The sequence below is a fragment of the Ruegeria sp. CJ9 genome, assembly GCF_056536625.1.
In genome coordinates, this window is sequence record NZ_JBQFPY010000007.1 from 18,577 (window position 1) to 37,878 (window position 19,302).

Below are 19,302 nucleotides of genomic sequence, written 5' to 3' on the forward strand. Positions count from 1 at the left end.
CTCAGCCCGCGCTGCATCCCTGAATGTCGACGGCATGATTGGCGCCCAGCACCGTGATCCGTATGTCGGACCGGTCCAGCGCAAATGGTCCGCCCGAGGCGCTGATCACCTCGGATGTGGCCACCAGGGTCCCGCCCTGCCGTGTCGTTTCGGGTTCCGAGGCCCAAAGCGTGGGGTTTCCCGGTTCGATCACCGCAACCTCGCGCCCTCCGGCCGAGGGCATGGTTACGCGGGCTTCGATCCGCATACCGTCTGATGTGGGGGTCAGATGGCAGCTGGCGGCAGTCACCTGAGCCTCTTTCGCGGAATAGGGGCGTTGGGCCAGTGCTGCGGCAATGGCTGGGTTGCGCCCGGCGTCAGCGTCCAGCGTATGGTCGAAATCCAACGTCTCGGGGATGCAGACATCCTTGCAGACGCCCAAATCCATTTCCCCACGCAACCGCACGGGTTTGGCGGGGTCGCTTGGAGTAATTTCAACAGGCAGCACCAGTTGATCGGCATAGCCCAGCGATTGCAGGCCATTTTGTACAAATACGTGGGGCGCAGGCCAGGTGATCGCCACATCACCCACATTTTGCGAGCGGTTCCAATCAAACTGCGGCGGGATACCAGCGTCACCGGGTGCGCGCCAATAGGTTTTCCAGCCGTCCTTCAGCGTCAGCCGCAGCGCCCCCAGATAGGTGCCATTGGCCGTACGCCCACCATCAAGCACATCCAGTTGCACAACATCGCCCTCAACCTGCGCATGGACGGGGGCGGTCAGGGCGAAACAAGCGGTCAGAGCGGCCGCGGTTGATTTAAGATAACGCGTCATACCCCATAGATGCGTGGTCTTGCCGGTGATTCCAAGTCACGTTCGGGTCACCGTGATGAAATCTGGCGAAATGTGACCTGATCCCTTGCCAACCCCCACGTGCCGGGGCCATTGTTGAAGGAAGACGAAGCAAGAGTTTTAAATCCATGGATCTGACCGGAAAACTGTTGATCGCGATGCCTGGAATGGGTGATCCACGTTTCGATCACTCGGTGGTGTATATCTGCAGCCATGGCGAGGACGGGGCAATGGGCCTGATTGTCAACAAACCGTCGGATTTGCGGATCAAAACCCTGCTCAGCCAGTTGAACATCGCCTGCAGCATCCCTGTCGTGGGCGAACGTCTGGTTCATTTTGGCGGCCCGGTTGAGATGTCGCGCGGATTTGTCCTGCACAGCGCGGATTACGATGCCAACCTGCATTCCATGCAAATCTCGGATGATTTCAGCATGACCGCGACATTGGATGTGCTCGAGGATCTGGCCTCGGGGCGGGGGCCTTTGAATTCGATGCTGGCGCTGGGCTATTCCGGATGGGGTCCCGACCAGCTAGAGGATGAGATTGCCATGAACGGTTGGCTGACCACCGAGGCGACCTCGAAACTGGTGTTCGACGTTCCCGATGATGAAAAGTGGGAGGCTGCGCTGGCGACGCTGGGGGTTGATCCACTGACCTTGTCGGCCAGCGCCGGGCGCGCCTGATCAGCTGTCGCGCGGCGCGGCGGCGCGGCGCAGGCGGTCATTGATAGCCGCGCCCAATCCATGATCGGGGATCGGTGACACCGCAATCGGGCGGCCTGTGGTGTTCAACCTGTGCAGGGCCGAGAACAGGTTTGCGGCGGCTTCGGTCAGATCACCGCTATCTGACAGGTTCAGATCACACGGAACAGCGCCAAACCCCAGCAAAACCTCGTCACCCTGCGGGCCGGCCGCATTCAGGCGTACGGGTGCGTCGGGGGCGTAGTGCGATTGCAACTGGCCCGGCGCGGTCAGTACATCCGAGGCCTGATGCAGGTGCAGTTGTGTATTCAAAACGGTTTCGATCTGTTCCAGCGCCACACCGCCGGGGCGCAGCAATGCGGGCTCTCCGGCCAGTCCAACGATGGTGGATTCCAGACCAACACCGCAGGGGCCGTCATCCAGTATGGCCGCGATACGCCCATTCAGACCCGCGCGCACGTGATCGGCAGTCGTAGGGCTGATCTGACCGGAGGGGTTGGCCGATGGCGCTGCCACCGGCCCGTCAAAGGCTGACAGCAACGCCCGGGCCGTACCATGTGCTGGGACCCGAACCGCCAGCGTCTCTAGCCCGGCTGTGACCAGCGGTGAAATCCCGTGCCCCTGACGCAGAGGAAGAACCATTGTCAGGGGACCGGGCCAGAATGCGGCAGCCAGTGTCTCGGCCCGCTCGGACCATTCGACATATCGCTGCGCTTCCTCGGCAGAGGCCACATGCGCAATCAACGGGTTAAAGCTGGGTCGTCCCTTGGCGGCATAAATGCTGGCCACGGCTTCGGTATTGCGGGCGTCACCGCCCAGTCCATAGACAGTTTCAGTGGCGAAGGCGACCAGCAGGCCCTGCCGCAGCAGGTCAGCTGCCTGTGCGATTCCGACCGGATCGGCGGCTAAATCCAAAGTGCCGTTAGGGTTCATTTCATGTGACGCCGCGTTTTGATTGCTTGCAGAACAAGGCCAGTTACGTTTCCGACCAATCAAGGATGCATAAAGGTGGGCATTGCAATTTCCAACCCCACCCGCCAAAAACCGACCCAAACAGACCCGGGGGAAGACATGCCATACCGCGCGCCCATTTCCGACTATGAATTGTTGTTCCGCCACGTCGTCGGATTCGATCAAATCGCGGCGACCGAGAAGTTTTCGGAAGCCAGCGAAGATGTGGTCGGTGCGATCCTGTCTGAGGCCGGCAAGATGTGCGAAGAGGTAATGGCCCCGCTGCAACGCCCCGGTGATCTGGAGCCATCGCGGTTGGAAAATGGCGTGTTGCGTACATCGCCCGGTTACGTAGATGGGTGGAAGGCGATTGCCGAAGGCGGTTGGATCGGGATGAGCGGCGATCCAGAGTTCGGTGGTATGGGCCTGCCGATGGCCCTGACCACCGCTGTAAATGAGATGATGTCGGCCGCGTGCTTGTCGCTGCAACTGGCACCGTTGATGACGCAAGGCCAGATCGAAGCGCTGGAACATCACGCCAGTGACGAGCTGAAATCGCTGTACCTGCCAAAGATGATGACGGGCGAATGGTCGGGCACCATGAACCTGACCGAAGCGCAGGCCGGATCGGATGTGGGGGCTTTGTCTTCCAAGGCAGTGCCCAACGGCGACGGGACCTATTCGGTTTCGGGTCAGAAGATCTTTATCTCTTGGGGTGACAACGACTTTACCGAGAATGTATGCCATCTGGTGCTGGCGCGTCTGCCGGATGGTGTGCCTGGAACCAAGGGGATTTCTCTGTTTTTGGTGCCCAAGTACCTGCCCGATGAAAACGGCAATCCCGGTGTGGCCAACGATCTGAAAGTGGTGTCGCTGGAACATAAGATGGGCCTGCACGGCTCACCGACCTGTGTGATGCAATATGACGGGGCCAAGGGCTGGCTTGTTGGTAAGGAACATGGCGGCATGGCTGCGATGTTCACCATGATGAACAATGCCCGCCTGGGTGTTGGTGGTCAGGGTGTTGGGGCTGCCGAGGGTGCCTACCAGCACGCGCTGGCCTATGCGCTGGACCGCAAGCAGGGCAAGACGCCCTCGGGCACCATCATCGACCATGCGGACGTGCGCCGGATGCTGATGAGCATGCGCGCCGATACCTTTGCCGCGCGCGCCATCATGCTGGCCAATGCGGCTGCTATCGATATGGCCACGGCCACCTGTGACGCCGAATGGTCCGCACGCGCCGCGCTGCTGACCCCGATCTGCAAGGCCTTCGGAACTGAAACAGGCATGCGCGTCTCGGAAACCGGTGTGCAGGTTCACGGCGGTATGGGGTTCATCGAGGAAACGGGCGCAGCCCAATATTACCGCGACGTCCGCGTCACCGCGATTTATGAGGGCACCAACGGCATTCAGGCCATGGACCTTGTGGCGCGCAAGATGATGGATGGGGGCGAAGCAGCCTCGCGCTTGTTGGACGAGATCGAGGATCACGCCGAACAGGCCCGCGCCAGCCTGCCGGGTCTGGCGGGTCCCGTATGGGAGGCGACCGAAAGCCTGCGCGAAGCCACCGAGTGGATCGTGGCGCAATCGAACATGAACGCTCGGTTTGCCGGTGCTGTGCCTTATCTGCACGCCTTCGCCCGCGTTTTGGGCGCGCATTACCACCTGAAGGCGGCGCTGGCTGACCCCGAAGGTCCGCGCCTGAAACTGGCGCGGTACTACATCAACGCATTGCTGCCGGAATATGCCGGTCTGCTGACGCAGGCGCAGAACGGGGCCGAGGACATCTATGCGCTCACCCCTGAGGAGCTGGCGGTGTAATGGACGGGGATACACCTTTGGCAATCCGCTATCCTTGGCCTGAGCCTCCGGCGCAGGGCGAGGCGATCGAGGTTGCTGAAGGGGTGCTGTGGATGCGCCTGCCGCTGCCCATGGCGCTGGATCACGTCAACATCTATGCGCTGGACGATGGCGATGGATGGACAGTGATCGACACGGGCATGTCTTCGAACAAGACCCGTCGCATCTGGGAAACCCTAATGGGGGGTCCGCTGGGCGGCAAGCCGATCAACCGGGTGGTAGTGACCCATCACCATCCCGACCACGTGGGCAATGCAGGCTGGTTTCAATCGGAACACGGCGTGGAACTAGTGGCCTCGCGTACCGCATGGCTTTTCTCGCGCATGCTGCAGTTGGATGTGCAGGAAAGCTGGCCGCAGGAAACGCTGGATTATTACCGCAGCGCGGGCATGGACGCGGGTGTTCTGGCCAAACGGATGACCGAGCGTCCGTTCAACTATTGCGATACAGTGTACCCGATGCCTTTGGGCTTTACCCGGATCAAGCAGGATAGCGTCATCCGAATGGGTGGCCGTGACTGGGACGTCCATATGGGCAACGGCCACGCCCCTGAACACGCCACGTTCTGGAGCCGCGATGACAATCTGGTGATCACCGGGGATCAGATCCTCAGCTCGATCAGTCCCAATCTGGGCGTCTATGTCACCGAACCTTTGGCTGATCCCGTGGCCGAGTGGCTGGAGGCATGTGAGCGTCTGCAAGGCTTGGCGCGGCCTGATCATCTGGCGCTGGGTGGGCACAAGCTGCCTTTTACCGGCTTGCCGCTGCGCATGAAGCAATTGATCGACAACCACCACGGCGCGCTGGACCGGTTGCAGGACTATCTTGACCAACCCAAAACCGCGGCCGATTGTTTCATGCCTCTATTCAAGCGCCAGATCAAAGAAGGCGAGTACGGGCTGGCTTTGGTCGAAGCGGTTGCACATCTGAACCATCTTTACCACATTGGAACTGTCAACCGGACGCGCCGCGCTGACGGGGCGTGGGAGTTTCAGCGCAAAGGGTAAAGCCATGCAGGACCAGATCGAAACATCAGCCGAGGCAGCAGAAGCGGCAGCTTTGCCCCGTTGCTATGAGGTCCACGCCAACCCGGACGCGAAATCCGGTGCCAAGGATCTGCCCGGACAGCTGCAAAAACCGGTCGAGACCAAAAGCCCGGCGCAATGGGCGTATGAGCGGCTGATCCTGTACATCCAGAATTTCGAACAGACGCTGACCGGCGATCAAGAGGTTGCCATGGGCTTTACCGGTGGCGATGCGGGTGTGATGCGGATCGAAGGCATGGGCTATTTCGATCCCGATATCATCACTTTTTACGGCTCGGACGCGACCGGTGCGCGAACCCAGCTGGTGCAGCATGTCAGCCAACTGAATGTGATGCTGCGGGCCCTGCCCAAGTCGGTCGAGGACAAGCCCGCCAATCGCATTGGATTCCGGTTGGCCAAGGATCTGGAAGAAAGCTGATCACCTGACTTGCAATTCACGTCTGCGCAGCCTTGAATGAGTGCAACTTTCAAGGGGGCCACGTGACCAGTTCCTCAGACGTTACAACTGCCTACAGGCGCGCTTGGGCGCGCCGTCGCGTGTTCGTGCCGATCTACATCGCCGTGCGCCTGCTTCTGGTGGCATTGATTGCACCGGGCGTGGCGATCACCGTAAACCTTGCCGTGTCGCTGTCGAATCAAACAGCGCTGACGGATCAGGCCATCGCCGCCTTTATCCTGTCACCCGCCGGTTTCATCGCTGCTGTTGCTGTGCTGAGCCTGTTTCTTCTGGCCGAAGTGTTTGTTTTCTCGGTCATGGCCGCATCGTTGCGGATGGGCGAAGCCGATCCATGGCGTGCGGGCAGTTCCGCCATCGGCCTGATCCTATCGCGCCTTCCGGCACTATTTGGATTTGCCGTGCGCTTCGTGCTGCGCGTTCTGCTGCTGGTGCTGCCTTTTGCTGTGGTTGCAGCACTGATCGCGTGGTGGACGCTGACCGAATATGACATCAACTATTACCTGACCTTCCATCCGCCCTCGTTCTGGGTCGCGGTGGTATTGATCGGAGCGGTAGTTCTGGTCATGGCCTGGGTGTTGATCCGCAGGCTCTCGGCTTGGGCGCTGTCGCTGCATCTGGTCCTGTTTGAAAATGTCCACCCTGGGCATGCATTTAACATCAGCGCCAATCGGATGGAGGGCAAACGTGGACGCCTCAAGATCGAGTTGGCGATATGGCTGATCCTGCGTCTGATCATCGCCGCGCTGATTGCCTGGGTCGCGGGTATCCTGTTCGCCATCGTTCCCCTGCAGGGCGCCAGCCATCTGCGTCTGGCCTTGCTTTCCAGCCTGTTGGTGGCAGGAGTTTGGTCATTGGCCGGATTGGTGCTGGCGGCGACTGCGTTGGGCGCGCTGGCAGTGTTGCTGGATGGTTTTTTTGAGATCAAGACAGACGAGCCATTGCATCCTGAACCCGGCAGTCTGCGTATACCGCTGTTGGCAACCGTCGGCGCAGCCGTGGTGGCTGTGTTGATCGGGTTGTGGTTTGGTCAGCATTTGCTGGAACGTGTGCAAGCTCCCGACCGTGCCGAGGTCATCGGTCATCGCGGCGCGGCGGCGGTGCGCCCGGAAAACACCATGGCCGCAGTGCTCAAGGCCATCGAAGACGGTGCGGACTGGGTTGAAATCGATGTGCAGGAAACGGCGGATGACGTGGTGATCGTCGCCCATGATAGCGATTTCATGAAACTTGCGGGCGTGAACCTTAAGGTCTGGGATGCGACGATGGAGGATGTCGCCCAGATCGACATCGGCAGCTGGTTTGGTCCCGAATACGCCGATGAACGCACCCCGACTCTGCGTGAGGTGCTTGAGGCCGCAAAAGGTAAAGCCAAGGTCATCATCGAGCTGAAATATTACGGCCATGATGTCGATCTGGAAAACCGCGTGGTGGCCCTTGTCGAAGAGTTGGGGATGCAGGACGACATTGCCACCATGTCGCTGAAATACCCCGCCGTGCAAAAGATGAAGTCCATCCGCCCCGATTGGCGGGCTGGCGTTCTGGCGGCAACGGCGGTGGGTGACCTGACAGGGCTTGAGGGCGATTTCCTTGCCGTCAACGCCGCGATGGCGACGCCGGGTCTGGTGCGCTCGGTCCATGAGGCGGGCAAGGATATTTATGTCTGGACAGTGAATGATCCGTTGCAGATGTCGGCCATGGCCTCGATGGGGGTGGATGGGCTGATTACCGACCGTCCTGCAATGGCCAACGAGGTACTGCGGGTGCGGGCCGAAATGGGCCCGGCCGAGCGGTTGCTTTTATGGATGGCGACCACCTTTGGCATGTCCATCGACACAGAGGCGATGCGCGATGAAAGCCCATAAGCTAGCGACCTTGCTAGCAGTAATGGCCGCCCCGGCAACGGCACAGGAATTCATGCGAAACATCGAAATGCCAGCCCACCGCGCGCTGATCGCGCAACGTGGGGATGCCGAGCCCATTCCCTTTGAAACAGATGGCTGTTCCGGCGGTTTGTCGGCCAGTTGGCGCTTTGTGGCTGAAACCTTCCCCAAATTCAGCGCGCTATACGAGGCGCACCCGCCGTGGGAATATTGCTGCGTGACCCATGACCGCGCCTACCACAACGCTGGTGGCGCATCGAACGCCGAGCAAAGCTTTGACGCGCGCCAGTCGGCGGATGACACGCTGCGCGCCTGCGTCAAACAGCACGGCGATGACCATGCCGAGGATTATGCCCAACGCTATGACATGACCCCCGACCAGATTCGTACGGCACACTTCTTTACGGCAGAGGCGATGTATACCGCCGTGCGTTTGGGCGGCGGGCCCTGTTCCGGCCTGCCCTGGCGGTGGGGGTTTGGTTATCCGGGATGTTCCGTGTTTCAATCCGTGACCCCTGCGCGCGAATGACGTGGTGACAGGCCTCGATTTTTCGATTATCCAACATCTCAAACACGCGAATTAGGAATCTCTGAGTCATGGCTGAATACAAGCACGGCGAAATGGACATCACCGTCCAAACCAAAACCTTCAACGGTTTCATCAAGGCCACCACATGGTGCGTGGTTGCGATTGCCTTCCTTTGCCTGTTCCTGGCGGTCTTCGCCGCGTAATCCAAACCGGGGTCGACCGTGATCAGGATTTTGTTTGCCTGCCTTCTGGCGGCAACTGTTGCAGGCTGCACCGGGTCGCAGCGCCCTCAGGCAGATCAGTCAGAAGTCGTGGCACGGTCTTACCGTGATCCGGGTCCGTCGACGCTGACGCTTTATACAATGATCAGCACCCGAACCGGTTCGGGGGCGCATACCTCGTTGATGATCAGTGGTAGTGAGCGGGTGATTTTTGACCCCGCAGGTTCATTCCGCGCGGATGTTGTGCCGATCAAGAACGACGTGCTGTACGGCATCACTCCGAATGTCGAGCGCGCCTATCGCAGCAGCCACGCGCGCGAAACGCATTTTGCGCGTATCCAAACCATCGAGGTCACCCCACAACAGGCGGAAATTGCCCTGCAGCTGGCCAAGCAGATGGGGCCGGTATCCAGTGCATACTGCGCCAACTCTACCTCTCGATTGTTGCAGCAGGTGCCAGGGTTCGAACAGATCGGAACCACGTTTTATCCGGTCAAACTGTCCGAGCAATTCGGCCAGATACCGGGGGTGTCCACCACCGAGTATCGCGAAAATGACGATGCCGATCTGCAAAAGGGTCTGGCGGCGAACAATGCCCTGCTGAACCAGCAGAGCGGTGCGCTAGCCCAATAGGTACAGCAGCGCGTAAAGGGTCGCGGCCCCGGAAAAGATCGCGGCAAGCACGTTTTTCGTAATCAACCCGGCCATCAGCGCGACAGCGGCTGCCGCCATGCGCGGGATGTCCGGCTGGCCGCCGGTTGCGGTCGGCCATACCACCAGCGGCGCGATCAGGGCAGGCAGGATCGCCACGGCGGTATAGCGTAAATGGCGCAGCAGCCAGGGGGGCATCGGGCGATCGCCGACCAGTCCGAGGAACACGAACCGCAGGCCGTAGCTGCCCAAAGCCAGCCCGACGATGATGATCCACATGGTGACCGGATCGACCGCGTTCATGACGTGACCTTTCTGCGTTCTAGCCACAATTCCGCCTGCGCCCCGGCCATCATACCGATGCATCCGGCCACCAGCAGACCCAGATTATAGGGCACAGCAACCGTCAGCAGCGAGACCGTTATGGCAACTAAAGCCGCCACAACATGCGGCAGTGTGCGCAACATCGGTCCGATCATAGCCAGAAAGGTAATCGGCAAGGCGAAATCCAGCGCCCAGCTTTCGGGTATTCGCGTGCCCAAGACTGCCCCCAGATAAGTGGACAGTATCCACAAGGGTGTGATCGGTGAGACCGAGCCAAAGAAATAGGCCATGCGTTGAGGTACGGTCATGTTGGGCTCTTTTTCGAACCGGACCATGCAGCTGGCGTAGGACTGGTCCACGACCAGATATGCGCCAATGGCGCGTTGCCATAGTGGCGCGGCCCCCAGATACGGCGTCAGCGAGGCTGAATACATCGCCATCCGCAGGTTCACAGCCAGCGCCGAAGCCAGGATAATCAGGGTTGGCGCATTGTCTTGCAGCAGTTGCAAGGCCGCGAATTGCGCGGCCCCGGCGAAAACCGTTGCCGTGAACGCCATCGTCTGAATGATGGTCAGCCCGGTTTCGGTGGCGAATACCCCGAACAAGGTGCCGAAAGGGATGGCGACGAAAATGAACGGGGTCCCGTCGCGAAAACCCTTCCAATAGTATGACTTGGATGTGGTGTCTGCCATGGCTAAATCCTATGGTGATAGCCGCAGCAGTAGCGGTCTTGGGAAAGGGTTGCAATTGGCCAAGGAACTGGATGTCTCGGACTACATCATCGCCCCCGATCCCGGCGCGGCCCGCCTGACCCGCGCGGTCGAGGGCGTGGACCAGAATGGAGAGGTCAGCCAGATCTCGGTTGTCGAAGAGCGCCCTTTGACGATTTTCCTGAATTCCCAGGAAATCGTGACCGCGATGACCATAGGCGACTATCCGGAATATCTGGCGCTGGGGTTCCTGCGCAATCAGGGCATGTTGCTGGATGATGATCAGATCACGCGGGTCGATTATGACGACGATCTGGAAACCGTGATCGTCCGCACCGCGCGCGAGACGTCCTACGAGGACAAGCTGAAGAAAAAGACCCGCACCAGTGGTTGCGCAGTCGGCACCGTGTTCGGCGACATGATGGAGGGGCTCGAGGATGTGCGCCTGCCGCAAGTTCAAGTGCGGACATCATGGCTGTATGAGCTGGCGGCCAAGATCAACCGAACCCCGTCGCTGTATCTTGAAGCCGGGGCGATCCACGGAACGGTTCTGTGCCTTGAAAACCGCCCTCTGGTCTACATGGAGGATGTCGGCCGCCACAACGCTGTCGACAAGATCGCGGGCTGGATGCTGTCCGAGGGTGAGGCGGCGGACGACAAGATCCTCTACACCACTGGCCGTCTGACATCCGAAATGGTGATCAAGACGGCGATGATGGGTATACCGGTGCTGGCGTCCCGATCCGGTTTCACCGCCTGGGGTGTCGAGATCGCCCGCGAAGTCGGCCTGACCCTGATCGGCCGCATGCGAGGTCAGCGGTTTGTGTGTCTGTCGGGCGAGGACCGGTTGCTGCGTGATGTGGATCCGGCAAGCGTGGCGGTTGAGGATAAAAAACATCGTAGGAAGAGTGCGGGATGATATCAGAGACACTTTGGATTTTCGTCACTTTTGTTTTAGCAGTCAGCATTCTGCCACTCTATGTTTTGGTGCTGGTAACCTACTTCCGCAGCAAACGAGCCGTCGTTGAAGGCATTTGTGCGCATAGTAAAAATGTGCTGGGTAAGTTGGGCTGGAGCGCCCGGAAATATGTTGGGGTGCTGGATTTGGTGGTTTTCTGGGGACCTGGATGGCAGCAAAACAGCCTTGACTACCGACTTCAGAACACATCGCTTCAGCGTATTGCGATGCATGGGCTTCCGCAGTCGCTTGAATTGATGCCATCGGTACAAAAAGCTGCGCGACGCTATCGCTTGTTGTTTTGGTGTGGCGTGCTTCCTACCTTGATTCTCGGTTATTTTCTGGGCGCGGTAAATCTTGGTGTTCGGTTGGGTGAAACCACGTCAACATCTCCGCGCATTTGGATACTGCTTCTTTTGGCTGGCATCTGCCTTGCGTCGGCGCAGCCGTTCACGAAATTCAAGAAGTGGCCCGAGATCGAGGGCACCGCATGATCCGCCCACTTGGCATCATCCTCGCAGGTGGTCTCGCCACCCGAATGGGTGGCGGAGACAAGGGTCTGTTGCAGATCGGCGGGCAAAGCCTGCTATCTCATGTGATCGACCGGCTTTCCTCGCAAGTGGATGGCCTTGCGCTAAACGCCAATGGTGATCCCGAACGGTTCGCTGATCTGAACCTGCCTATTCTGCCCGACACGATCGAAGGGTTCGCTGGCCCTCTGGCGGGTGTTCTGGCAGGGCTCGACTGGGCGGCCACGCAAGGGGCTGACTGCATTGTCACCGCTGCCGCCGATACTCCGTTTTTACCGCGCGATCTGGTGATGCGGCTGAGCGACGCTGCCCAGGGGCAAACACTTCCGCTGGTGCTGGCTACCACGCCACGCACCGGGGATGAGGCGTTGAAATCTGGTGGTGGAAAACGGGTCAATCGGCACCCGACCTTTGGTCTCTGGCCCGTGGCATTACGCGACGATCTGCGGGATGCGCTGAATGACGGCCTGCGCAAGGTCGTGCTGTGGACCGATAAACATGACGGGCGCGAGGCGCTGTTCCCGGCCGATCCCTTTGATCCGTTCTTCAACGTCAACACACCCGACGATCTGGCGCGGGCGGAACAACTGCTGGAGCAGGCATGAAGGTTTACGGCGTCACCGGCTGGAAAAACGCGGGCAAGACTGGGTTGATGGAGCGGCTGGTGACTGAGATCACCGGGCGCGGCTTTACCGTCTCGACCCTGAAACACGCCCATCACAATGTCGATGTCGATCAGCCGGGCACTGACAGCTATCGTCACCGCGTTGCGGGCGCGTCCGAGGTTCTGCTGGCCTCGGGTCAACGCGTCGCGATCATGCAAGAGCTGCGCGGCGTGCCCGAGCCTCCATTGAATGAGTTACTAGAGCGACTGTCGCCAGTCGATCTAGTGTTGATCGAGGGGTTTAAAAGCGAGGCCCACCCCAAGGTCGAAGCCTATCGGGCCGTGGCCGCGAACCCGTTGATGGCGCCTGAGAACGCGACGATCCGCGCCGTCGCAAGTGATACGCCGCTCGATGTGGCTGTGCCGGTCTTTGACCTGAATGACACCGCAGTCATCGCCGATTTCATTCTGCAAGAGGTTGGTTTGTGACCGGTTTCGATAGTTTTGCCATGGTCGATTGGTCCGGTGGCAATGACACCGGCCTTTCCGAACGCAAGGATGCCATCTGGGCCTGTGTGGTGCGTAAGGGCAGGGCGGAAGAACCGACATACCTTAGAAACCGCAAGATTGCCGAGCAATGGCTGCACGACCTGATTGCGGATGAGATTGCCTCAGGACGGCGGCTGTGTCTGGGGTTCGATTTCCCCTTTGGCTATCCCAAAGGGTTCGCCCGTGCGCTGACCGGATCGGATGATCCGTTGCGGTTGTGGGACTGGTTCGAGAGCCGGATCGAGGATTCGCCAAAAGCCAACAACCGGTTTGATCTGGCCGGAGAGATTAACCGCCGTTTTGGCGGCAAGGGTCCGTTCTGGTTCAATGGCCTGCGACGTGGCATCGACGGTCTGCCCAAAAACAAGGCGGACTATCACAACCCATTTCCCGAACGCCGTTGCGTCGAACTGAACACCGAAACCAAGGGCAGCTTTACGTGTTGGCAAATGGGCGGGGCCGGTGCTGTGGGTGGTCAGGTCATGACTGGCCTGCCGGTTCTGGCCCGTCTGCGCCGCGCATTTACCGGACAAATCTCGGTCTGGCCGTTCGAGCCGCTGGACACCCCGGTCGCCTTTGTGGAAATCTGGCCCTCGCTTACCCTGGGGGCCGGGCCGAAAGACCAGATCAAGGACGCCTGGCAGGTGGAACAGGTCGCGCTGTCACTGGCCGGGATGCGACCCGAGGAATTAGCGAACCATCTGAACGTCAACGCAGCAGAGGAAGGCTGGATTTTGGGAGTGTCACAACGCAAGCCGGATATTGCCCCACCGCCCCTGCGCAACGATTGCTTTGCTTTGCCTGCCGGGGTGAGCTGGACGCCGGTGGATGACGCGCTGGCCCTGCTGCGCCAGCGGCTGACGGTAGTTGTGCCTGTTGAAACAATTGCGCTCCCGCAGGCTATGGGGCGCATTCTGGCAGAGGATATCATCGCTAAACGCTCGAACCCGCCGCAGCCGAATACGGCCGTTGACGGCTATGGATTTGCGGGTGCGATGCCCGAGGGTGCGCAGGTGATGCCATTGCATCCGGGCCGCGCGGCTGCAGGTATCCCGTTTGATGGCACGGTGCCGCATGGCCATGCGCTGCGGGTGTTGACCGGCGCGGCGTTGCCTGCGGGTGTGGATACCGTCATTCTAGAAGAGGACGTGACCGTACAAGATGGCCACATCGCTTTTCGCGGCCCCCTGAAACAGGGTGCAAACACCCGCCGTGCAGGTGAGGACGTGACCGCGGGCGATCTGGTTCTGTCTGCCGGGCGTAGGTTGACGCCCGCCGATCTGGCGTTGTTGTCGGCTACCGGAATTGCAAAAGTTCCAGTGCGCAAGACGCTGCGTGTGGCGGTGCTGTCGACCGGTGATGAACTGATCGAACCCGGAGACAAGGCCGGGCCAGGCCAGATATTCGATGCCAACCGCCCGATGCTGTTGTCACTGATCGACCGCATGGGGTTTCAGCCGGTGGATATGGGGCGGGTTTCTGATGACCGGGAAGATTTGCGCGATCGCCTGAATGCGGCGGCGGAACAGGCGGATGTAATCCTGACCAGCGGTGGCGCGTCAGCCGGGGATGAGGATCACGTATCGGCCCTGTTGCGGCAGGCGGGGGCGATGCAGGAATGGAGGATTGCGCTCAAACCGGGGCGGCCGCTGGCTCTGGGATTGTGGGAAGGCACACCGGTCTTTGGCCTGCCCGGTAATCCGGTTGCGGCTAAGGTCTGCACCCTGATCTTTGCGCGCCCGGCTTTGGGTCTGATGGCGGGTGACGGCTGGCAGGACCCACAGGGGTTCGATCTGCCCGCCGCCTTTGAAAAACGCAAGAAACCGGGCCGCCGCGAATATCTGCGCGCCCGAGTGCGCGATGGCCGGGTCGAGGTGTTTGCCTCTGAAGGATCGGGCCGGATCAGCGGGCTCAGCTGGGCCGAAGGACTGGTCGAAATCGAAGACGGCGCGCGCCATATCAAACCGGGCGATCTAGTCCGATTTATCCCCTACGGCAGTTTCGGCCTTTAGTCAAAGGTTCCGGCCACACGCCCCAGTAACATGAAGGCTCGCGCCGTTCGGGTCTCACCCAATGCGGTCAGGTCGGCATCGCTGGCCTCAGGTTCAAAAGCCACGATCATGTGGTCAAAGCGGCGCAGAAAATGATGTGCGGCGTCGCGAAAGATCGGGTCCTGCTTCATCCGCGCCGCCGTCAGCGCAAGCGACGACCGATCCCGAATGCCGCCCAAAGCCGCCACCGAGCGACCACGGGCACCCTGCGCGAATTGCCGCCAGATCTCGGGGCGGGACATGTCGGGGCGCAGGTCATCCATATAGATGCCTTCCTGGCTGAGCAGCGTCAAAACGTCCTGCGAAGCCTGCACCAGTTGGGCGGTCTTGCGGTCCTTCAACGCCAGACGCAAGGCGTCGAACCCTTCGGCGTCATCCTGCGTTTCGGGGAAATTCAGCGCTCGGATGAAAATATCGGTGCTGAGTGGCGGCGCGATGTCCTCGGCCTGCGTACCCAGCTCCAACGAGGTTTGGTCGCCGGTTCCGTTTGACGCTGCCGCCCGCGCAGGTTCGCTACGTTTGGTCGAAAACGTGGCCAGTGTACTTTCGGTCTTTTTTGCGGATTCAGCGATTTCGTCCAACTTCTTGCTGACGGCCGGTTCGTGGGATATGGCGGCCCGCTGTTGCTGGAGGACATAGGTCTGCCGGATCGCATCAATCGCAGTCTGCAGACGCTCGCTTTCTTCGCGCATGACGCGGCTGGCGCGCATCGCCGTGGCCGCGACCCAGATCATTGCTACCGGCATGAACACCGCCAGCAAGGTCACCACGAACCCACCGCCCTCGACGTCGTCGGGCAGCACCAGAAACACCACCGAAACCACCAGCCAGATCACACTAAGCACGATGGCTGCAATCTCGATCTCGGTCACGGACGGCCGTGAGGGCTTGTCGTAAATACCCAACGACGTTGGCCGCTCGGCTTCCTGCTCTGGCGTGGGCTCGGACATGAAGGACGCTCCGGTCAGGCGTACTCGATACTCAGGACTTCGTAAGACCGCACACCGCCGGGGGTGCGGACTTCGACACTGTCACCTTCGTCCTTGCCGATCAGGGCGCGGGCGATGGGGGATTTGATGTTGAGCAGCCCGTTTTCGATATTGGCCTCATACTCACCCACGATCTGCCAGGTCTTTTCCTCGTCAGTGTCCTCATCGACCAGCGTGACCTTGGCGCCGAATTTGATCGCACCGGACAACTTGGCGGGGTCGATCACATCGGCCAGCGATAGGATGCCTTCCAGCTCTTTGATACGGCCTTCGATAAAGCCCTGTTTTTCGCGGGCCGAGTGATATTCGGCGTTTTCCTTCAGGTCACCCAATTCACGGGCCGTAGCAATGGCCTCGATGATAGCTGGGCGCTCAACGGATTTCAGGTTTTTCAGCTCTGCCGCAAGCGCGGCATTGCCCGTAGGCGTCATCGGAATTTTTTCCATGGTCTTGTCGTCCACGCATAAATTGATGCGCCCCGCCGCATGGAACCAGCGTCGGGGCGAATTGATGGGTTGGCAAATACCTGACCTAAATGAGGCGTGAATTGCAAGAGGTCTTGGCCCCGCAGCGGGCGGATTACGGCCTATGATGTTCGGGAAAAGTTTGAATCGCCAATACCCTGCCGCACTTCGCGCTCTCGGGATATTGGCGATAACGAGTTTGTAAGATGTTTCCCGGAACGCCCTAGTTGTAACTAATCACTTCGAATTCGATGCCATTGTCGTCGTCAAAGTAGAACCGTTTTCCGGGCTCATAATCCGCATGTGACTTGGGCGTGAAGCCGGCTTTGATCACTTGCTGCTCGGTGGCGTCGATATCTTCGACCAAAACACCCACGTGGTTCAGCCCTCCAATGATGTCGTAACTGCTTTCGCTGGATTGCTGCGGATCGCTGGGCGCATAAAGCGCCAGATAGGTATGCGCGCTGCCCACATGCACGGTATAGCCGCCCGCAATGGCCGGGCCTTCCCAGCGGGTTTTCCAACCAAACACCTTGTGCATCCACGCGGCCGAAGCCTGCGGGTCGCGAACGGTGAAGTTGGTGTGTTCAAGCGTCGCCATCATGGGGTCTCCTTTGCGAATTGAGGCTTGTCACGACTCACTGTAATTTCTAAACCTAACTTTAGGTCAAGGAATTAAATGAGGATAATGGCAGTTTCCGAAGGGCTGGCAATTGGCGCATTGGCCCGGCGCACGGGGTTGGCTGTGTCGGCCATCCGGTACTACGAGGCGCAGGGGCTGATCGCGCCCTGGCGCAATGCGGGTGGGCAGCGGCGGTATCAGCGCGCTGATATTCGGCGGTTGAGTTTCATCATGATCGCCCAGCAGTTTGGCCTGACGTTGCCCGAGATCAAGGATGTTTTGTCCGACTTGCCTGGCAACCGCACACCAACGCCAAAGGATTGGCAGAAAATCAGTGTCGGGCTGCGTGACCGTCTGGATCAGCGAATCGCTACCTTGACGCGGTTGCGCGACAATCTGGATGGGTGCATCGGCTGTGGCTGCCTGAGCCTTCCGAAATGCGCCCTTTACAACCCGGACGACCGCGCCAAATGCCATGGTAGCGGTCCCAGGTACCTTATGGGGGACTCTCCCGATACATAACTGCCGCATTGCAGCAATGTTACGCCGTGTTTTGATTGACCAAGGTCTTAGCAACCATGTAATCAGCCGTGAAACAATATTGCGCCGACAGCATGTAGAAAGCGCCAATTCGGAAAGTTAGCTAAGGAGCCCGCGATGGCCGAGATTGAACGCGAAGCGATGGAATACGATGTGGTTATCGTGGGCGCAGGCCCGGCGGGCCTTTCGGCAGCCATCCGTCTGAAACAGCTGGACGCGGACCTGAACGTCGTTGTTCTGGAAAAAGGCTCGGAAGTGGGCGCGCATATCCTGTCGGGCGCGGTTTTGGACCCCTGTGGTCTGGATGCGCTGATCCCCGACTGGAAGGAAAAAGGCGCGCCGTTGAACACGCCGGTGACCGAAGACAATTTCTACATGCTGGGCGAGGCGGGTAAGATCCGTATTCCCAACTTCCCGATGCCGCCACTGATGAACAACCACGGCAACTACATCGTCTCGATGGGCAATGTCTGCCGCTGGATGGCTGAACAGGCCGAAGAACTGGGCGTGGAAATCTTCCCCGGCATGGCGTGTTCAGAGCTGGTTTACGGCGACAACGGCGAGGTCAAAGGCGTCGTGGCCGGTGTGTTTGGCCTTGAGCCCGACGGTTCGTATGGCCCCGGTACTGAGCCCGGCATGGAACTGCACGGCAAGTACGTTTTCCTGTCCGAAGGCGTGCGCGGTTCGCTGTCTAAAGAGGTCATCGCCAAATACGACCTGCAGGCTGGCAAAGAGGTGCAAAAATACGGCGTCGGCATGAAAGAGATCTGGGAGATCGACCCCGCCAAGCACAAGGAAGGCACCGTCACGCATACGATGGGCTGGCCGCTGGGCAGCAACGCGGGCGGCGGATCCTTTATCTATCACCTTGAAAACAATCAGGTCTATGTCGGGTTTGTGGTCCACCTGAACTATAAAAACCCGCACCTGTACCCGTATATGGAGTTTCAGCGCTTCAAGCATCATCCGATGGTGGCCGAGCTGCTGAAGGGCGGCAAGCGCGTGGCCTACGGTGCCCGTGCGATCACCGAAGGCGGCTATCAGTCGATGCCGAAACTGGTAGCGCCGGGCGTGGCGCTGTTGGGCTGTTCGGCGGGCATGGTCAACGTGCCGCGCATCAAGGGCAATCACAACGCGATGCTGTCGGGCAAAGCCGCGGCTGAAGCCGCCTTTGACGCCATCAAGGCAGAACGCTCGGGCGATGAGCTGACCGATTACGAGACCGATGTGCGCAATGGCCCGATCGGCAGCGATCTGAAAAAGGTGCGAAACGTCAAGCCGATCTGGTCGAAATGGGGTCTGACCGCCAGCCTGATGCTGGGCGGTCTGGATATGTGGACCAACACGCTGGGCTTTTCGCTGTTGGGCACAGTGGGCCATGGCAAGAACGACGCGGATTCGACCGAAGAGGCCAGCAAACACAAGCCTATCGATTATCCCAAACCCGATGGCACGCTGTCGTTTGACCGCCTAACCAACGTCTCGTTTGCGATGACCAATCACGAGGAAAGCCAGCCCTGCCACCTGAAACTGGCGGACCCGGACATCCCGGTCAAAGTCAACCTGCCCAAATACGACGAACCGGCGCAGCGCTATTGCCCGGCGGGTGTGTATGAGATGGTCGAGGATGAAGGCAATCCGCGCTTCGTGATCAACTTCCAGAACTGCGTCCACTGCAAGACCTGCGACATCAAGGACCCGAGCAAGAACATCACTTGGACCACGCCGCAGGGTGGCGACGGGCCAAACTATCCAAATATGTAAGCAAAAAACCGGGCACTGGCAGGGTCGTGAAGGCTCTGCCATTGCCTCTTGCCAGCCAAAGCCCTA

At 59.8% G+C, this 19,302-nt stretch carries 22 protein-coding genes; 15 read left to right on the forward strand and 7 right to left on the reverse strand.

The window, feature by feature from the left end:
- Nucleotide 1 precedes the first annotated feature (1 nt).
- Nucleotides 2-814 (reverse strand): protein-disulfide reductase DsbD domain-containing protein, encoded by an 813-nt coding sequence (locus tag ACR0AJ_RS14965; protein ID WP_170350693.1) that lies wholly within the window; start codon nt 812-814, stop codon nt 2-4.
- Between the two features lie 146 nt (nt 815-960).
- Between ACR0AJ_RS14965 and ACR0AJ_RS14970 the strand changes: the two genes are divergently transcribed.
- Complete coding sequence (locus tag ACR0AJ_RS14970) at nt 961-1,515, forward strand: YqgE/AlgH family protein (protein ID WP_170350691.1); 555 nt, start codon at nt 961-963, stop codon at nt 1,513-1,515.
- Here the strand turns inward: ACR0AJ_RS14970 and ACR0AJ_RS14975 are convergent, their stop codons facing one another.
- Nucleotides 1,516-2,466 (reverse strand): L-threonylcarbamoyladenylate synthase, encoded by a 951-nt coding sequence (locus ACR0AJ_RS14975; protein WP_480741227.1) that lies wholly within the window; start codon nt 2,464-2,466, stop codon nt 1,516-1,518. It abuts the gene before it with no gap.
- A gap of 138 nt (nt 2,467-2,604) precedes the next feature.
- On the opposite strand from ACR0AJ_RS14975, the gene ACR0AJ_RS14980 reads away from it, so the two are divergent.
- From ACR0AJ_RS14980 to ACR0AJ_RS15010, 7 genes are all read left to right on the forward strand, one after another.
- The gene (locus ACR0AJ_RS14980) at nt 2,605-4,308 is read left to right on the forward strand and encodes an acyl-CoA dehydrogenase family protein (protein ID WP_480741228.1); all 1,704 of its coding nucleotides are present in this window, start codon (nt 2,605-2,607) and stop codon (nt 4,306-4,308) included.
- Nucleotides 4,308-5,354, forward strand: a complete 1,047-nt coding sequence (locus ACR0AJ_RS14985) for an MBL fold metallo-hydrolase (protein ID WP_480663301.1) — start codon at nt 4,308-4,310, stop codon at nt 5,352-5,354. Before ACR0AJ_RS14980 ends, ACR0AJ_RS14985 begins: the two co-directional genes overlap by 1 nt.
- A 4-nt stretch (nt 5,355-5,358) precedes the next feature.
- Nucleotides 5,359-5,811 carry a DUF6173 family protein gene (locus ACR0AJ_RS14990; protein ID WP_170350687.1) on the forward strand — a complete coding sequence of 151 codons (453 nt, stop codon included), beginning with the start codon at nt 5,359-5,361 and terminating at the stop codon, nt 5,809-5,811.
- Between the two features lie 62 nt (nt 5,812-5,873).
- The gene (locus ACR0AJ_RS14995) at nt 5,874-7,712 is read left to right on the forward strand and encodes a glycerophosphodiester phosphodiesterase (RefSeq protein WP_480741230.1); all 1,839 of its coding nucleotides are present in this window, start codon (nt 5,874-5,876) and stop codon (nt 7,710-7,712) included.
- On the forward strand, nt 7,699-8,259 hold the full coding sequence (locus ACR0AJ_RS15000) for a hypothetical protein (RefSeq protein ID WP_480648102.1): 561 nt from the start codon (nt 7,699-7,701) through the stop codon (nt 8,257-8,259). Before ACR0AJ_RS14995 ends, ACR0AJ_RS15000 begins: the two co-directional genes overlap by 14 nt.
- A gap of 68 nt (nt 8,260-8,327) precedes the next feature.
- On the forward strand, nt 8,328-8,462 hold the full coding sequence (locus tag ACR0AJ_RS15005; protein WP_058281864.1) for an aa3-type cytochrome c oxidase subunit IV: 135 nt from the start codon (nt 8,328-8,330) through the stop codon (nt 8,460-8,462).
- 18 nt (nt 8,463-8,480) lie between these two features.
- On the forward strand, nt 8,481-9,113 hold the full coding sequence (locus ACR0AJ_RS15010; protein ID WP_170350684.1) for a hypothetical protein: 633 nt from the start codon (nt 8,481-8,483) through the stop codon (nt 9,111-9,113).
- Here the strand turns inward: ACR0AJ_RS15010 and ACR0AJ_RS15015 are convergent.
- Both ACR0AJ_RS15015 and ACR0AJ_RS15020 read right to left on the reverse strand, forming a co-directional pair.
- Nucleotides 9,102-9,434, reverse strand: coding sequence for an AzlD domain-containing protein (locus tag ACR0AJ_RS15015; protein WP_170350769.1), 333 nt, complete (start codon nt 9,432-9,434; stop codon nt 9,102-9,104). The genes ACR0AJ_RS15010 and ACR0AJ_RS15015 overlap by 12 nt on opposite strands.
- The gene (locus tag ACR0AJ_RS15020) at nt 9,431-10,147 is read right to left on the reverse strand and encodes an AzlC family ABC transporter permease (protein WP_170350683.1); all 717 of its coding nucleotides are present in this window, start codon (nt 10,145-10,147) and stop codon (nt 9,431-9,433) included. Before ACR0AJ_RS15020 ends, ACR0AJ_RS15015 begins: the two co-directional genes overlap by 4 nt.
- Nucleotides 10,148-10,196: 49 nt before the next feature.
- Here ACR0AJ_RS15020 and ACR0AJ_RS15025 point away from each other — a divergent pair, with 49 nt between their 5' ends.
- From ACR0AJ_RS15025 to ACR0AJ_RS15045, 5 genes are read left to right on the forward strand one after another with little or no spacing between them, the layout of a single operon-like run.
- A complete protein-coding gene (locus tag ACR0AJ_RS15025; RefSeq protein WP_170350768.1) occupies nt 10,197-11,084 on the forward strand; it encodes a formate dehydrogenase accessory sulfurtransferase FdhD in 888 nt (295 codons plus the stop codon).
- Entirely contained in the window at nt 11,081-11,617 is a 537-nt protein-coding gene (locus ACR0AJ_RS15030; RefSeq protein WP_170551678.1) for a hypothetical protein, read from the forward strand. Before ACR0AJ_RS15025 ends, ACR0AJ_RS15030 begins: the two co-directional genes overlap by 4 nt.
- Nucleotides 11,614-12,258 carry a molybdenum cofactor guanylyltransferase MobA gene (gene mobA / locus ACR0AJ_RS15035; RefSeq protein WP_170350680.1) on the forward strand — a complete coding sequence of 215 codons (645 nt, stop codon included), beginning with the start codon at nt 11,614-11,616 and terminating at the stop codon, nt 12,256-12,258. Before ACR0AJ_RS15030 ends, mobA begins: the two co-directional genes overlap by 4 nt.
- Complete coding sequence (mobB, locus tag ACR0AJ_RS15040) at nt 12,255-12,746, forward strand: molybdopterin-guanine dinucleotide biosynthesis protein B (protein WP_425081697.1); 492 nt, start codon at nt 12,255-12,257, stop codon at nt 12,744-12,746. Before mobA ends, mobB begins: the two co-directional genes overlap by 4 nt.
- On the forward strand, nt 12,743-14,818 hold the full coding sequence (locus tag ACR0AJ_RS15045) for a molybdenum cofactor synthesis domain-containing protein (RefSeq protein WP_480741233.1): 2,076 nt from the start codon (nt 12,743-12,745) through the stop codon (nt 14,816-14,818). Before mobB ends, ACR0AJ_RS15045 begins: the two co-directional genes overlap by 4 nt.
- Here the strand turns inward: ACR0AJ_RS15045 and ACR0AJ_RS15050 are convergent.
- The 3 genes from ACR0AJ_RS15050 to ACR0AJ_RS15060 all read right to left on the reverse strand — a co-directional run bounded on the left by ACR0AJ_RS15050 (nt 14,815) and on the right by ACR0AJ_RS15060 (nt 16,914).
- The gene (locus ACR0AJ_RS15050; RefSeq protein ID WP_170350677.1) at nt 14,815-15,807 is read right to left on the reverse strand and encodes a hypothetical protein; all 993 of its coding nucleotides are present in this window, start codon (nt 15,805-15,807) and stop codon (nt 14,815-14,817) included. The genes ACR0AJ_RS15045 and ACR0AJ_RS15050 overlap by 4 nt on opposite strands.
- A 14-nt stretch (nt 15,808-15,821) precedes the next feature.
- Nucleotides 15,822-16,292 (reverse strand): transcription elongation factor GreA, encoded by a 471-nt coding sequence (gene greA / locus ACR0AJ_RS15055; protein WP_058282071.1) that lies wholly within the window; start codon nt 16,290-16,292, stop codon nt 15,822-15,824.
- A 241-nt stretch (nt 16,293-16,533) separates the two neighbouring features.
- Nucleotides 16,534-16,914 (reverse strand): VOC family protein, encoded by a 381-nt coding sequence (locus ACR0AJ_RS15060; RefSeq protein WP_480741235.1) that lies wholly within the window; start codon nt 16,912-16,914, stop codon nt 16,534-16,536.
- 84 nt (nt 16,915-16,998) lie between these two features.
- Here ACR0AJ_RS15060 and soxR point away from each other — a divergent pair, with 84 nt between their 5' ends.
- Together soxR and ACR0AJ_RS15070 are read left to right on the forward strand one after the other, a co-directional pair.
- Nucleotides 16,999-17,454 (forward strand): redox-sensitive transcriptional activator SoxR, encoded by a 456-nt coding sequence (gene soxR, locus ACR0AJ_RS15065; protein WP_170350673.1) that lies wholly within the window; start codon nt 16,999-17,001, stop codon nt 17,452-17,454.
- A 135-nt stretch (nt 17,455-17,589) separates the two neighbouring features.
- Nucleotides 17,590-19,236, forward strand: a complete 1,647-nt coding sequence (locus ACR0AJ_RS15070; RefSeq protein WP_480741236.1) for an electron transfer flavoprotein-ubiquinone oxidoreductase — start codon at nt 17,590-17,592, stop codon at nt 19,234-19,236.
- The last annotated feature ends 66 nt before the right edge of the window (nt 19,237-19,302 follow it).

Coding starts and splice junctions, on each gene's coding strand:
- ACR0AJ_RS15005 (WP_058281864.1), top strand. CDS start 8,328: ATGGCTGAATACAAGCACGGCGAAATGGACATCACCGTCCAAACCAAA.
- ACR0AJ_RS14980 (WP_480741228.1), top strand. CDS start 2,605: ATGCCATACCGCGCGCCCATTTCCGACTATGAATTGTTGTTCCGCCAC.
- ACR0AJ_RS15060 (WP_480741235.1), bottom strand. CDS start 16,914: ATGATGGCGACGCTTGAACACACCAACTTCACCGTTCGCGACCCGCAG.
- ACR0AJ_RS14975 (WP_480741227.1), bottom strand. CDS start 2,466: ATGAACCCTAACGGCACTTTGGATTTAGCCGCCGATCCGGTCGGAATC.
- ACR0AJ_RS14970 (WP_170350691.1), top strand. CDS start 961: ATGGATCTGACCGGAAAACTGTTGATCGCGATGCCTGGAATGGGTGAT.
- soxR (WP_170350673.1), top strand. CDS start 16,999: ATGGCAGTTTCCGAAGGGCTGGCAATTGGCGCATTGGCCCGGCGCACG.
- ACR0AJ_RS15015 (WP_170350769.1), bottom strand. CDS start 9,434: ATGAACGCGGTCGATCCGGTCACCATGTGGATCATCATCGTCGGGCTG.
- ACR0AJ_RS15030 (WP_170551678.1), top strand. CDS start 11,081: ATGATATCAGAGACACTTTGGATTTTCGTCACTTTTGTTTTAGCAGTC.
- ACR0AJ_RS14990 (WP_170350687.1), top strand. CDS start 5,359: ATGCAGGACCAGATCGAAACATCAGCCGAGGCAGCAGAAGCGGCAGCT.
- ACR0AJ_RS15050 (WP_170350677.1), bottom strand. CDS start 15,807: ATGTCCGAGCCCACGCCAGAGCAGGAAGCCGAGCGGCCAACGTCGTTG.
- ACR0AJ_RS15070 (WP_480741236.1), top strand. CDS start 17,590: ATGGCCGAGATTGAACGCGAAGCGATGGAATACGATGTGGTTATCGTG.
- mobA (WP_170350680.1), top strand. CDS start 11,614: ATGATCCGCCCACTTGGCATCATCCTCGCAGGTGGTCTCGCCACCCGA.
- mobB (WP_425081697.1), top strand. CDS start 12,255: ATGAAGGTTTACGGCGTCACCGGCTGGAAAAACGCGGGCAAGACTGGG.
- ACR0AJ_RS15020 (WP_170350683.1), bottom strand. CDS start 10,147: ATGGCAGACACCACATCCAAGTCATACTATTGGAAGGGTTTTCGCGAC.
- ACR0AJ_RS14985 (WP_480663301.1), top strand. CDS start 4,308: ATGGACGGGGATACACCTTTGGCAATCCGCTATCCTTGGCCTGAGCCT.
- ACR0AJ_RS15000 (WP_480648102.1), top strand. CDS start 7,699: ATGAAAGCCCATAAGCTAGCGACCTTGCTAGCAGTAATGGCCGCCCCG.
- ACR0AJ_RS14965 (WP_170350693.1), bottom strand. CDS start 814: ATGACGCGTTATCTTAAATCAACCGCGGCCGCTCTGACCGCTTGTTTC.
- greA (WP_058282071.1), bottom strand. CDS start 16,292: ATGGAAAAAATTCCGATGACGCCTACGGGCAATGCCGCGCTTGCGGCA.